Source organism: Aquimarina aquimarini (assembly GCF_900299535.1).
In the GTDB taxonomy this organism is placed as follows: Bacteria; Bacteroidota; Bacteroidia; order Flavobacteriales; family Flavobacteriaceae; genus Aquimarina; species Aquimarina aquimarini.
This window is the reverse complement of record NZ_OMKE01000049.1, coordinates 97,531-112,576: the sequence shown is the minus strand read 5'-3', so window position 1 is coordinate 112,576 and position 15,046 is coordinate 97,531. Positions and strand designations below refer to the sequence as shown.

At 34.5% G+C, this 15,046-nt stretch carries 10 protein-coding genes; 7 read left to right on the top strand and 3 right to left on the bottom strand.

The window, feature by feature from the left end; genetic code table 11:
• Positions 1 to 19: 19 nt before the first annotated feature.
• The 3 genes from DG508_RS18105 to DG508_RS18095 are packed head-to-tail and all read right to left on the bottom strand — an operon-like array spanning position 20 to position 2,375.
• Positions 20 to 871, bottom strand: coding sequence for a sulfurtransferase (locus tag DG508_RS18105; protein ID WP_234418259.1), 852 nt, complete (start codon positions 869 to 871; stop codon positions 20 to 22).
• Positions 872 to 886: 15 nt separating this feature from the next.
• Positions 887 to 1,342, bottom strand: a complete 456-nt coding sequence (locus tag DG508_RS18100) for a nuclear transport factor 2 family protein (RefSeq protein WP_108869492.1) — start codon at positions 1,340 to 1,342, stop codon at positions 887 to 889.
• Positions 1,343 to 1,379: 37 nt separating this feature from the next.
• Complete coding sequence (locus DG508_RS18095) at positions 1,380 to 2,375, bottom strand: NAD(P)H-dependent glycerol-3-phosphate dehydrogenase (RefSeq protein WP_108869491.1); 996 nt, start codon at positions 2,373 to 2,375, stop codon at positions 1,380 to 1,382.
• Positions 2,376 to 2,498: 123 nt separating this feature from the next.
• On the opposite strand from DG508_RS18095, the gene DG508_RS18090 reads away from it, so the two are divergent.
• The 7 genes from DG508_RS18090 to DG508_RS18060 all read left to right on the top strand — a co-directional run bounded on the left by DG508_RS18090 (position 2,499) and on the right by DG508_RS18060 (position 15,045).
• The gene (locus tag DG508_RS18090) at positions 2,499 to 3,422 is read left to right on the top strand and encodes a nicotinic acid mononucleotide adenyltransferase (RefSeq protein ID WP_108869490.1); all 924 of its coding nucleotides are present in this window, start codon (positions 2,499 to 2,501) and stop codon (positions 3,420 to 3,422) included.
• A 335-nt stretch (positions 3,423 to 3,757) separates the two neighbouring features.
• Entirely contained in the window at positions 3,758 to 5,311 is a 1,554-nt protein-coding gene (gene amaB / locus DG508_RS18085) for an L-piperidine-6-carboxylate dehydrogenase (protein ID WP_108869489.1), read from the top strand.
• Positions 5,312 to 5,459: 148 nt separating this feature from the next.
• Positions 5,460 to 5,828, top strand: coding sequence for a hypothetical protein (locus DG508_RS18080; protein WP_108869488.1), 369 nt, complete (start codon positions 5,460 to 5,462; stop codon positions 5,826 to 5,828).
• Positions 5,829 to 5,914: 86 nt separating this feature from the next.
• Positions 5,915 to 9,601 (top strand): T9SS type A sorting domain-containing protein, encoded by a 3,687-nt coding sequence (locus DG508_RS18075; protein ID WP_108869487.1) that lies wholly within the window; start codon positions 5,915 to 5,917, stop codon positions 9,599 to 9,601.
• Between the two features lie 54 nt (positions 9,602 to 9,655).
• Positions 9,656 to 10,102 (top strand): hypothetical protein, encoded by a 447-nt coding sequence (locus DG508_RS18070; RefSeq protein ID WP_108869486.1) that lies wholly within the window; start codon positions 9,656 to 9,658, stop codon positions 10,100 to 10,102.
• Positions 10,103 to 10,217: 115 nt separating this feature from the next.
• A complete protein-coding gene (locus tag DG508_RS18065) occupies positions 10,218 to 10,532 on the top strand; it encodes a DUF6660 family protein (RefSeq protein ID WP_328515281.1) in 315 nt (104 codons plus the stop codon).
• Between the two features lie 124 nt (positions 10,533 to 10,656).
• Positions 10,657 to 15,045: a CusA/CzcA family heavy metal efflux RND transporter gene (locus DG508_RS18060; protein ID WP_108869484.1), complete on the top strand. Its 4,389-nt coding sequence runs from the start codon at positions 10,657 to 10,659 to the stop codon at positions 15,043 to 15,045.
• Position 15,046 lies beyond the last annotated feature (1 nt).

Here is a 15,046-nt window from a genome sequence, read left to right as displayed (position 1 = left end):
TAAAATAGATGTATTGTAATTAACATTCAATGGGTGCACCATTCAGTTGCCCCCACTCACTCCAGGAACCATCATATATAGATACATTTTTATATCCTACCAGTACGGTAGCAAGCATGATAATACAAGCAGTAATTCCTGATCCGCATGTAAAGATCAGTTTTTTATCTTCAATATTAAAATTCTTTAGAATTTCTTCTAATTCGTTTGTAGATCTCATTTTTCCGTTGTTAAGCACATCTATATAATGTAGATTCATAGAATTAGGGATATGACCACCTTTTAAACTTTCTCTAGGCTCTGGTTCTGTGGCCTTAAATCTACCAGAAGACCTTGCATCTAGAATGAGTGTATTGGTGTTGTTTATTTCTGCAAGAATACCTTGTGCACTAGTGACTAGCTTAGGAATATAGGTAGCTTCAAAATTTCCTAGATCATATGTGTGTATATCAGATTCTAGTTTTTCGCAGGGTAATTTTTCTTTTTGCCAAGCAGGAAACCCACCATCTAACACTGCGATATTATCAAATCCCATTGTCTTAAACATCCACCATACCCTAGGACTAGAATAGATGCCTAGTGTATCATAGACGACTATTTTATGATGAGAGCTAATGCCTAATGTTTTGCATGCCTCTGTAAAATCTTCTGGTGAGGGTAGCATATTAGGGATAGCTGTGTTTTTATCAAAAAAAGTCTTTTTTAAATCAAAAAAACGAGCACCTTTTATTTTTTGATATTGTTTTTGAGTATTTGTATCAGCGGTTACCTTTTTGATCGTTGCATCTAGAATTACTAGATCAGTATCATTTAGATGTTTATAAAGCCAATTGATAGAGACAAGAGGAGATTTGATTTGTAAAGTATTCATAAAATGAAATATTAATCAGGAAGCTGTAAATTTATCTAACATGGTATTAGTTTGTAGAATTAACTTTTTCTTAAAAAATCCTGTTCCCCCAAGTAATGATCCCTTCCAACCAATAGCTTGAGATGCCCATCGGCGTAGATTAAAATGATCTGTATGTTTTATGATCTTACCATTTTTGAACTCAAATTGAGCACTGATCTTATTGTGAATAGACCTTCCCGTTTTACTAAATGTATACCAAGCTTGCCATTTTGCAGATCCTATTTGGTCATTTGTTTCTATTTCAGAGAATTCTAATTTAAAATCCTTAGCATTTTTACATAGCATACGCCACATGTTTTTTGCTCTATCCCCTTTTAATTTTCCAAAAGCAGGATCTTCAAAAATGACATCATCGTGATAGCAAGAAATCATAGTTTCGGCATCGCGATTGTTTAACGCAGTATAAAAAGTTGTGATAAGCTCATCCATAAGATTATAAAAATAAATGATATGAAGATAACAATAATTAGTCTAGCTTGTCTGTAAGTCTATTGAATACTTTTTTTGGATCCTTATTTTCATACAAAACATCATGTACAGCATCAATGATAGGCGTTCTTGCCTCTTTTGTTGCATCAAGCTCATAGGCAGTCTTTGCAGCATAATATCCTTCAGCAATCATACTCATCTCCATCTGTGCGCTTTTTACAGTATACCCTTTACCAATCATATTACCAAACATTCGATTACGAGAAAAAATAGAATACCCCGTTACTAATAAGTCTCCCAGATAAGCAGAATCATTAATGTTACGTTTCATTTTGTGTACTTTTTTGATAAAACGTTTCATCTCTCGAATAGCATTACTCATCAAAACGCTCTGAAAATTATCTCCATATCCTAATCCATGTGCAATACCAGCAGCTACAGAATATATATTTTTAAGAACAGCAGCATATTCTGTTCCTATGATATCATCACTGATTTTACATTTGATATAATCTCCACTTAAGCAATCTGCCATAACTTTAGCTTTTTCTTCATCATTAGAAGCAATAGTAAGGTATGATAAACGCTCTAAGGCAACTTCTTCTGCATGGCAAGGACCTGTAATTACTCCGATATTATTAAAAGGAATATTATATGTATCATGAAAATGCTCTCCTACAATAAGACCCGTTTCTGGAACGATACCTTTTATAGCAGAGAAAATAACTTTATCTTTTAGAGATACAGTAAGTTTTTCTAGTTCACTATGAAGAAAAGCAGAAGGAATTGCAAAAATAAGATAATCTGCACTCGTAATTGCTTCATTAATATCGTTGGTTAATTTAAGTTGTTCTATTTTAAACTCTACAGAGCTCAAGTAATTGGGATTATGTTGTTGTCGTTTAAGATGCTCTATAGCATAAGTGCTTCGCATGTACCAACCAACTTCATTTAGGTTTTCGGTAAGCATTTTTACAATGGCGGTTGCCCAACTACCACCACCAAGTACTGCGAATTTTGGTTTTTTTTCCATAAAAAAGATTGTGGCTTCAAAAATAGGAAAAATACACCTCAAAATAAAAGACCAGTAATCAATCAATTAAAAGTTTGGCATGCGTTTTGGTTTATCATAAATGAAATTGAAAACACGAAGCATATGAAAACGCTAAAATTACTTTCGGTTATTTTTTTAAGTTCAATACTATTAACCTCTTGTGTAGCAGAAGTTGTTATCGAAGAAGATGTGTATATCGAAGAACCAAGAATTACTTTGAATCAATTACTAAATACCTATGAAATTTGGTATGTAGATATTGAGCGTACAAAGGGTAATGGTGAGGTTCCGTTTTTGCAAAAAGCATTTACAGTTTCATTTAGAAACGGAACTTTCTTGGCAAATAATAATTTGGTAGGAATGGGAAGTAACGGCAATGGTTTTGGATTAGATGTTGGTTTTTATGATACGTTTCAAATGGATTTAGATATTGATCATGATATAGATGGAGTATATAGGTTTGTGATATCACAAATTTCTGATAATGAGATAGAAATGTATGATGAGGTGACAAATACAAGTTATTATTTGATAGGGTATCAACGTAGTAATTTTGATTATGACAGCGTATTTTATGATAATATTCATTATTTCTTACAAGAATATGAAACCTGGGAAAAAGTATTTACTAGTGAGTACGGGGTATTGAATGAATTTGATAATGAAAATTATTTAAAATTCTCATATTTTGGATCAGGAGAAAATTTTCAAAGCTCTCAAGATGAAATAGGAATCCCTATCAATGATATTTTCTATGATTATACAGGGCATTATGAAGTAAATGATATAATTAACATTTTTGATAGGAAAACTTTAACACTTGATTACGATTATTTGGGCAATGAATTCTTTGAGTTGTCCGTTATAAATGACAGTAAAATAGAATTGTTTCATCCAAATTCTGAAACTGTATATCAGTTTGTAGGAAGAAGGCACATACAATTCAAGAGTTCTGAGAAAGGAAAGCCTACTCAGAATGAAAAGAAAAGAATAAAAAAAGCTGATTTTAGAAAGCTTTCAAAATAAAAGTAAGGTAGCACTTAACAATATTAACTTTTTGGTTGGTTATTTAGTTGGGAATCGCTCTACAAGAGAAATCTTGTTTGAGCGATTTCTTTATTTTATAGAAATACTTTTGATAGTTCTTTTTGTTTTTTGTGTATTGTAAAATGAGTATCTATAGAGATTTTGATATATGATAAGTAATCAAATTAATTTGTGAGACACTAGTTTATTATAGAATTGATTTTTTTTAAACTTATTTATTATAAAATATTTCAAAATTTAGGATAGAATCTTTCAAAATTTAATTTATCTTTAAAAGAGAGTATCTTTACCTTTTATAAAAGTAGCATATTAAGATGGCAACAGTAGTACTAGATTTCGGAATTCAAGAAGCACTGCAAGAATTAGGTGTTTCAACGCATAATAAAGGAACTTCTACAGGATCAAACTGGTTTTCTTCAGAAGAGACAATCCTGTCACATTCTCCAGTAGATGGACAATTGATTGGTAAGGTAGAAGTTACTACCGCAGCAGATTATGAAAAAGTGGTGCAAACCGCAACAGAAGCATTTAAAACATGGAGAGTGATGCCAGCTCCTCAAAGAGGAGAGATTGTAAGGCAGTTTGGAGAAGAGTTGCGACGATTAAAAGAACCTCTGGGTAAATTAGTCTCTTATGAAATGGGAAAATCATATCAAGAAGGCCTAGGAGAGGTACAGGAGATGATAGATATTTGTGACTTTGCAGTTGGATTATCTAGACAATTACATGGTTTAACTATGCACTCAGAACGCCCAGGACATAGAATGTATGAACAATACCACCCCCTTGGGATTGTAGGTATTATTTCTGCATTTAATTTTCCAGTAGCTGTATGGTCGTGGAATACTGCTCTAGCATGGATTTGTGGCGATGTATGTATCTGGAAACCTAGTGAGAAAACACCACTATGCGGAATTGCATGCCAGAATATTATAACTAAAGTTTTAAAAGACAATAATTTGCCCGAGGGAATTTCTTGCCTGATTAATGGAGATTATAAAGTAGGAGAAATGATGACAACAGACAAAAGGGTTCCTTTGATCTCTGCAACTGGATCTACTCGTATGGGTAAAATTGTTGCAGGAACAGTTGGACAACGTCTCGGTAAATCACTTTTAGAGCTAGGAGGAAACAATGCTATTATTGTGAGTCCAGATGCAGATATTAAAATGACAGTGATTGGAGCTGTATTTGGTGCCGTTGGTACCGCAGGGCAACGATGTACATCTACACGGCGATTGATTATCCATGAATCTATTTACGATCAAGTAAAAAAAGCAATAGTTGATGCATATAAACAATTGAGAATAGGAAACCCACTTGATGAAAATAATCACGTAGGACCATTAATTGATACAGATGCCGTAAAAGGATATCAAAATGCTCTAAAAAGAGTAGAAGAAGAAGGAGGAACTGTTATTGTTGAGGGAGCAGTGCTTACTGGAGAAGGATATGAAAGTGGATGTTATGTAAAACCAGCCATTGCTGAAGCAAATAACTCGTTTGAAATAGTACAGCATGAAACATTTGCTCCAGTATTATATCTTTTAAAGTATAGTGGAGATATAGAAAATGCAATCGAATTACAAAACGGAGTTGCACAAGGACTATCTTCTGCAATTATGACGAATAATTTGAGAGAAGCAGAACGTTTTTTATCTCATGCAGGATCAGATTGTGGGATTGCAAATGTAAATATAGGAACCTCTGGTGCAGAGATTGGTGGGGCATTTGGTGGAGAAAAAGAAACAGGTGGAGGGCGCGAATCAGGATCAGATGCTTGGAAAGTATATATGCGTCGCCAAACAAACACAATAAATTATACTACAGAGTTACCATTGGCACAAGGGATTAAATTTGATCTCTAGGTAGTTAATTTTATATAATAAAATAGAAAGCATCCTTGATTAAGGATGCTTTTTTTGTTTGAAAAATTATAAGCTATAGAAAACGCAACCTTGATTGTTTATTAGCATCTTAATCTTGTATATAAGTAATATTAAAAGTTATAAAAACATGAAAAAAATCTTTTTGATTTTATTAGTTATTAGTGTGTCCTGCACAAGTGATGATACTACAGAAGATCCTATATTATGCACAGAAGAAGCCAGACCAGGATTAGAAATCATTATTAAAGATGCTACAAGTGGAGCAGTTTTGACAGAAGGTATTATAGTAATGGCTACCGATGGACAATACTCAGAAACATTAGAAAATGTAAAAGGGACCAATCTTTTTATAGGAGCATATGAGCGCAAAGGAACATATGTTATATCAATAAGTAAAACAGGTTATATCTCGATAGTAAGTGATCCCGTTATTGTGACCGAAGATATATGCCATGTGATTACGAAAAATTTAGAATTCGTGTTATCAAAAGAATAAAAAAATCATAATTTTTCATAAATTTTAATAAAATAATTCAAAAAATTAAGCTAGTTTTGAGAATCACTCACAAATCAGCTTAAAAAATGAAAAGATTTTTATTTTGCCTAAGACAGTCAGTTTGGGCGGCTTCTCTTTTTGGAGCCATTACTACAGTAAGTTCGCAACAACTTAAAAATCAGGCAGACCAGCCTGTAAAAGGACATTCGCTTTATAAACAATCCAAAATTTATGATAGTAAATATGGATCTAAGGATAATGTGAAAAAAGTTGGAGACAATGCGATACAAAGAATGAAGTGGGAATTTGAAAGACTCAAAGACCCCAAAACAGGAGAGATTCCATTGGGAATCAGAACTAAAGAAGTTAGCTTTGCTAGTAAAATTGCAACAGGAAACGATTCAAAACAATCGATTACCAATTCTGCAAAATCTTCTAAAGCAGGTCGTTTTTCATACTGGAAAAATAGAGGCCCTTATAATGTAGGAGGAAGAACAAGAGCATTAGCAATTGATCGTACCAATGAAAATATAATTCTAGCAGGAGGAGTTTCTGGAGGATTATGGCGTTCTACCGATAGTGGTAAAACATGGAGAAAAGTAACCAATAGAAGGCAGTCACCAAGTATTACCTGTATAGTGCAAGACCCTAGACCTGGCAAGCATAATACATGGTATTATGGTTCAGGAGAACGCTTTGGTAACTCTGCAAGTGCAGGAGGAGCTTTTTTTCAAGGAACGGGAGTGTACAAATCTATTAATGGTGGTAGATCCTGGAGACTCTTGGAAGCTACTAATGATAATGACGTAAGAGCTTTTTCTCCTTTTGATTTGATTAATTCGATTGCTATTAATCCTACTAATGGAGATATTTTTGTAGGAACTTTTAATGGGGTTCATAAATCCAAAGATGGAGGGAATTCATTTGAAGAAGTGTTAGCAGGAGATTTTGATAACACTGCCGAGGTTGCTATTACAACTACAGGACAAATCTATGCAACGATTGATTCAGGGGGAACTCCTAATAATGGATATTTTACCGCTACCAATGGAGATGTAGGTACTTGGACAGAGATATCACCTGAGTTTTTACCAGTAGATTATGGAAGAACGGTGATGGGTATTGATCCATCTAACGAGAATGTTGTTTACTTTTTTACTCAAAACCCAAATGAAGGTGGCCGACCAGCGTTCTTATTTAAGTACGATGCAGCTGCAGCTACACCAGAAGAAACATGGACAGATTTAAGTGCAAATCTACCTATAGGGATAGGAGGCCGTGTAGGAGATCTAAACCTTCAAGGAGGGTATAATATGATTGTTAAGGTGAGTCCTGTTGACCCTAATTTAATGTTTGTAGGGGGAACTAATATTTATAGATCAACTACTGGTTTTACAACCCCTGCAGGGCAAGAAAGTTGGATAGCAGGGTATTCTCCAAAAAACGATGTAAGTGTATATCCTGATCAACACCCTGATCAACACGCATTATTATTTTACCCATCTAACCCTAATAAAGTACTATCAGGTAATGATGGAGGAGTCTTTGTGACAGAGGATGTTACAACATCAACTTCTGCTGATGAACCTGTTGATTGGGTTTCTTTAAATAATGGGTATATAACAACACAGCCATATCATGTATCTTTTGATCCAGAGGCAAACAGTGATGATTTAGTGGCTGGTTTTCAGGATAATGGTACATGGTTTACATCTTCTACAAGTTCTATCGAACCTTGGATAGAGGATTTTGGAGGAGATGGTGCTTATAGTGCAATTGCAGATAATGGGAGAACAAGATATGTCTCTTCACAAAGAGGAAATGTATACAGATTTAATTTTGATGAGGCAGGAGTGTTTCAGTCCTTTACAAGAATAAGACCAGCAGGAGCAAATGATCTTGCTTTTATTACTCCATTTATCTTAGACCCAAATAATGATAACATCATGTATTTGCCAGCGGGTAATAGAATATGGAGGAATAACAATTTAGATGAAGTTCCGCTTTTTTCTAATGCATTTGCAACCGTAAATTGGGTAGATTTACCAAATACAGATACACCAGCAGGAACAACAATAACATCATTGGATGTTTCTAAATATCCAATAGCTAATAGATTGTATTACGGTACCAACTCTGGTGGTATCTATAGAATGGATAATGCTAACTTAGATGATCAGACAGTAGTAGATGTTTCTACAGGAAAAGGATTGCCAGAAGGATTTGTAAATGATATCAATGTTGACCCTTCAAATTCTGATAGAGTGATTGTTACTTTTTCAAATTATAGAGTAATCAGTGTGTTTCTTACTGTTGATGGAGGAGATACTTGGACTAATATCAGTGGAAATCTAGAAGAAAATGCAGATGGAAGTGGTAATGGACCCTCAGTAAGAAGTACAGCATTTTTTGGAGGTAGCCAGGGATTCTTTGGTTCACGATTACAAAAAGTATATGCAGCAACAAGTACAGGGTTATATTACACCAATAGGTTAAATGGAGAAAGAACTCGTTGGATCAAAGAGCCTTTTGCTATAGGAAATGCAGTAACAGATGAGGTGAAAACTCGTAAAGATGGATTTATTGCGGTAGCCGCTCATGGTAGCGGATTATATAGTGCCAGGTTCCCTGTATTTAATGAATTACCAGAGTCATCATTGAGTGTAGCTTATTTATTAGAAGATCTTTTAGTTGCAGAAAATAGTGAAAGTATACAAGTAGATGTTACTGGTTTATTTGTGCACTCTAGTGGAGCGCCAATAAATATTGAGTTTACCAATTCTAATCCAGAATTAGTAACAGCTACTTTAGATGGGAACACAGTTACCCTTTCTTTTGCCCCTGATAGTTTAGGAAAAGCAACCATAGGACTTGTAGCAACCTCGGGAGATGAGCAAGTAGCAGAAGGGTTTACAGTGTCAATATCTGAACTTCCTGTTTATGAGCAAGTAGCAGGTTCTGTATCAACATTGCCATCTCAATTTTTTGTAGATTTCGGCGGGCTAGTGCAATCTGCGGATGATTTTGTTATTCCAGCAGGAAACACATGGACATTAGAAAGAATTGTAGCTTTTGGATCAGGAAATAACTCACCTCAATTAACTAATGCAACGGTGGTTATATACGAAGACAATGCAGGTGTTCCTGGTGCTGAGGTATATAATAGTGGAGAGATTGTACCGATTTCTGATCCTTCAGATTTAAACTTGAATTTAATGTTGCCGCAAGGAGTAACACTACAAAGTGGAAGCTACTGGCTATCAGTATACGCAAATCTGGCATTTAACCCAGATTCAACTCAATGGTTCTGGGCTTCTCAAAATGGAGGAATTGGCCAAGAACCACATCTTAAAGATGAATTAGATTTATTTGGTACAGGAGCAATTGATTGGACACCTGTTTCAATTGCTTTTGGTAGAGATCCTCTTGATCAAATATTCCAGATTTATGGAGCAGTAGATGATGGTAGCACAGGTAATGGCCCTTCAATAGCAGAGCCTCTAGCTACATTGGATGTAGAAAAAGGAATTTCGGTATACCCAAATCCATCTAGCGACCAGTTCTCGTTTAATCTTAAGAAAATAACTTCAAAGTCTAGCGAGAAAATTTCTATAAATATTTTTAATAACACGGGTAATCTGGTGTATTCTAAAGGAAATATTGATGCAAATTCCGATTTGACATGGAATGCATCAAGTATGCCAGCAGGTTTATATGTAGTAAGAGTTTATGGAGGAACAACTAATAATACATTTAAAATTGTAAAACGATAATTTCTATATATAAAAAGAGGTTGAATTTTTCAACCTCTTTTTTAAAATTATATTATGACCAAAATACTATATGTAGTACTGGCAATATTATTGTTTTCTTGTAAATCTAATAGTGTTGCACAAGAAAAAGGAATTAAAGACACTATATCTAAAGTAGAAAAGCCTAAGTTTGGTGATACTCAGAGTATAGCTGTTGACCCCAATACAGTTCATTTGGTTGCTGTAGTGCAAGAACTGAAAAAAGATGGAATGCTCTGTGATAAAAAATTTAAAGCAACTACAAGTGTAAGGATAAAAAGAATTATTAATTCGGGAGCAGGTATTGTTAATATGATTAGCGCTGGACAAGAGATCGTTTTTGGTTTTGTGAATTCTCCAGCAAATGATTTCAAAAATCTAACTCAAGATATAAGTAAAGACAAAGAAGTATTTTTTAAAGTAAGAGAAAATCTATGTTCTGATATGAGCAATACAATGTATGAAGTCGTTAGATATAACTAGAAGATAAGTTGTTATTTGTTTCCTGACTTATTCTATCTCTCTTAAACATTATATAACAGTTTTTTTGTGAATATGAAGCAGAGCATATTGGCTATAATATTATTATCTTTGAATTGTGAAGATACTTGCATTCATATTATCAATCTATTTCTTGGCACTTAATCTTATGCCATGCAATGATGATATTCCTATTGCAGAAAACACACAATTAGAAATTTCAGCATGTGCAGGAGATACTCACAATCACTCTACAGAAAATGATTTGTGTTCTCCTTTTTGTCAATGTCATTGCTGTCATGTACATGTGGTTGATTTTGATATTAATTCATATCAATTACTATCACCAGAAATGTATCCTCAATTATTTACTCATTTTGATAGTGCAGGTAAAGAGATTCTCGATTTACCTTTTCAACCCCCCAAAGTTTAGTTCAGTTTAAAGGATAACTACGTCCTGATATGTCTTCTTTTTAAAGAGAAGACTCACTATAATCGATATGTCTTATTAAAAAAATGAAGCATATCGTAATACATAACTGAATTAAAAATATAATATGCTTAATACCATAATTAGGTATTCTATAACTCATAAATTGATTATAGGAATACTAACATTTGCATTAATTGTTTGGGGGATATACTCTCTAAAACAGTTACCAGTAGATGCGGTTCCTGATATAACAAACAATCAGGTACAGGTGATAACCTCTTCACCTACTCTTGCAGCACCAGAGATAGAACGACTACTTACTTTTCCTGTTGAAATTACAATGGCTACCATTCCTGAGATTGAAGAAATACGCTCTTTTTCTCGTTTTGGATTATCCGTAGTGACCATTGTCTTTGATGAGAAAACAGATATTTATTGGGCAAGACAACAAGTTAGCGAGCGTCTTGTAGAAGTGCAATCACAAATCCCTGCTAATATTGGTAAACCAGAGATAGCGCCTCTCACTACTGGATTGGGTGAGATATATCAATACGTTATTACCACTGAGTCAGGATATGAAGATCAGTATGATGCTTCAGCTTTACGAACTATCCAAGATTGGATTATAAAACGCCAATTGCTAGGCACGCCAGGAGTGGCAGATGTGAGTAGTTTTGGTGGATATCTTAAGCAATATGAGGTAGCTATACGTCCAGAACGATTAAACGCTATGAATGTATCTATCTCAGAAATATTCAATGCATTACAGAATAACAATCAAAATACAGGAGGTGCCTATATCGAAAAAAATGATAAATCTCTATTTATCAGAAGTGAAGGGCTAATAGGTAGTATTGCAGATATAGAGAATATATTGATTAAGCAAACTACAGATGGGATTCCTATTTTGATTAATGATGTTGCCATAGTGCAAATGGGAAAAGCAATTCGTTATGGGGCTACCACTCGAAATGGAGAAGGAGAAGTGGTAAGCGCTATTGTAATGATGCTAAAAGGAGCAAATTCTGCCGAAGTCATCAAAAATGTAAAAAATAAAATGGCATCTATAAGTAAAACTTTACCAGAAGGGGTCGTTATAGAACCATTTTTGGATAGAACAAAACTTGTAAATAATGCCATAGGAACTGTAACAACAAACCTTGTAGAAGGTGCACTCATTGTTATATTCATTCTTTTGATATTATTAGGGAACTGGCGTGCAGGATTGATTACAGCATCTGTTATTCCACTATCCTTATTATTTGCTTTTGGAATGATGCATCTTTTTGGGGTTTCTGCAAATTTAATGAGTCTTGGTGCTATTGATTTTGGATTGATAGTAGATGGAGCTGTAATCATTGTTGAAGCAACAGTATTTCATCTTGGGGCTTTAAAACTTACAAAAAGAATGACCCAAAAAGAGATGGATGATGAGGTGTATGCTTCTGCCAGTAAAATCAGAAACTCTGCTGCTTTTGGAGAGATTATTATACTTATTGTGTACCTGCCCATTTTGGCATTGGTAGGAACCGAAGGGAAAATGTTTGGCCCAATGGCAAAAACTGTAGGTTTTGCCATTATGGGAGCCTTCATACTATCTCTCACATATGTTCCTATGGTATCTGCTTTGGTGTTGAATAAGAAAGGAACACATAAAGAAAATATTTCTGATAGAATCATGAATTTCTTTTATAAGCTATATGAACCTATAATCAAATGGTCGATGCGTAGCAGAATACTAATCCTAGCTATTACATCAGGACTTTTTATAGTAGCGTATTTGGTGTTTAATACTCTAGGGGGTGAATTTATACCCATATTAGAAGAAGGGGATTTTGCAGTAGAAACCAGAGTACTTACAGGGAGTTCGTTATCTAATACGATAAAAGCGACAACCAAAGCAGAAAAAATATTGCTTGATGAGTTTCCCGAAGTTTTACAAGTGGTTTCAAAAATTGGATCAGGAGAAATACCAACTGACCCCATGCCAGTAGAGGCAGCAGATATGATGATTATCCTCAAAGATAAATCAGAATGGGTATCAGCTACAAATAGATCAGAATTAGCACACAAAATGGGGGAAGCCTTAGAAGTGATTCCTGGAGTAGCTTTTGGTTTTCAACAACCGATACAAATGCGTTTCAATGAACTCATGACAGGGGTTCGACAAGATGTGGCAATAAAAGTGTATGGAGAAGATCTTAAGCAACTCTCATTCTATGCAAATCAGATAGGTAAAATAGCCCATACAGTAGAAGGGGCTGTAGATGTTTATGTTGAAGAAGTAACAGGAGTACCTCAGATCGTCATTGATTACAACAGGGCGCAATTGGCAAAATATGGATTAGATATCAAAACAGTAAATAATACCATACAGGCAGCTTTTGCAGGTGCTTCTGCTGGATTGGTTTATGAAGGAGAAAAACGTTTTGATCTGGTAGTACGACTAGATAATAATAACAGAACTAGTGTCACCGATGTGCAAAATCTTTATATAAATGGACATAATGGAGAGCAGATCCCATTACAGCAAGTAGCAGAAGTAGCTATCAAAGATGGTCCCTATCAAGTACAAAGGGATAATACCAGAAGGAGGATCATCGTTGCTTTTAATGTGCGTAATCGGGATGTAGAAAGTGTAGTACAAGAAATAGAATCAAAAATAGATGCTCAGGTAAAAATGGACTCAGGTTATACAGTAGCTTATGGAGGTCAGTTTGAGAACCTAATTAAAGCTAAAAATCGATTGGCAATTGCAGTGCCATTGGCATTACTCCTTATTTTTATATTGCTGTATTTTACCTTTGGATCTTTGAAGCAAGGTGTTCTAATTTTTACCGCTATCCCTCTTTCTGCCATAGGAGGAGTTTTTGCACTTTGGGTTAGAGATCTACCTTTTAGTATTTCTGCAGGAGTAGGTTTTATAGCTTTATTTGGAGTTGCTGTACTAAATGGTATAGTACTGATAGCAGAATTCAATAGATTAAAAAAACAAGGGATTGTTGATGTTTTCGAACGCATTTATAAAGGTACCAAAACTAGGTTGCGCCCTGTAATTATGACAGCCACAGTAGCTTCGTTAGGGTTTTTGCCAATGGCAATCTCTCAAACCTCAGGGGCAGAAGTACAACGACCTCTAGCAACAGTAGTGATAGGCGGGTTGATTACGGCTACCTTTTTGACCCTAGTAGTATTACCTATTCTATACTATTATTTTGAAAAAAGAATACAAATGAAACCAATAAAAAAAGTACTTCCATTATTAGTATTGTTTGGGTTATTTGGTAATATAACCTCAATACGTGCACAGGCAGATATACAAAGAGTGGTGTATCAAGATTTAGAAGAAATTATAAAAGTAGGATTAGAAAACAATCCAAATGTACAGGTAGCATTACTGCAAACAGAACAGAAACGTGTGCTGAAAGGAACAAGTATTAATCTACCAAAAATGAAATTCAGTCTTGAATATGGACAAACAAATAGTGACTATGATAACGATAGTCGCTTTAGTATCAGTCAGAAATTTGCATTTCCTACACTATATGTTCAGCAGAATAAACTAGCAAAAGCAATTATAAAATCTAGTGAATTACGTGAACAAGTAGTTCAAAACGAGATGATAAAGCAGCTTAAATCTACCTATTATCAACTATGGTTTCTTAAGAGTAAACAACAGCTATTGCAAAAACAAGATAGTATTTATCAGAGATTTGCGTATGTGGCAAATTTACGTTTCAAGACAGGAGAGAGTAATGCGCTAGAAAAAGCAACTGCCAATGCAGAATTAGCTGATTTGCAAATACAGATACAAAACAATACTACTGCTATACAGGAATATCAGTTAGTCATGCAAAAATTAATGAACTCTGAAACAGCAGTTGATATCGATGTTTCTAGCTTAGAAATGAAGCCAGAGCCCCTCTTGATCTCACAAAATATAGAAGGGATAGAAAAAAATCCTGAGGTGTCTTTTTATAAAGAGCAAATTACCATTGCAGAACTTAAAAAATCGGTAGCAGTATCAGAGATGCTTCCTGATATTACATTGGGTTATTTTAATCAATCGTTTAATGGTCCAGGAGAAAGAAAAAATGGGACGTCAACAGTTTTTGATACATCAGATCGATTTACTGGTGTACAATTAGGGTTGGCTATTCCTATATGGAGTAAACCTCATTCAGCAAAGATCAAAGTAGCCAAAATATATCAAAAAGAGAGTGAGACACGAATCAAAGTGATAGAAAACGAGGTCAACACACAGTTGAAATCACTGATGCATCAGCTTCAGAAAAATAAAAAAAACATATCGTATTATAAGAAAAATGCGATTTCACAATCAGAACTGTTATTAAAACAGTCCCTGTTGGCATTCAAAGAAGGAGCTATTGGGTATATAGAATATGTACAAGGGCTTAATCGTTCTTTGGGTATCAAAACCAAGTATTTAGAGTTTTTGAATATTTACAATCAAACACTTATAGAAATCGAAAGTATAATTGCAATTCAATAAT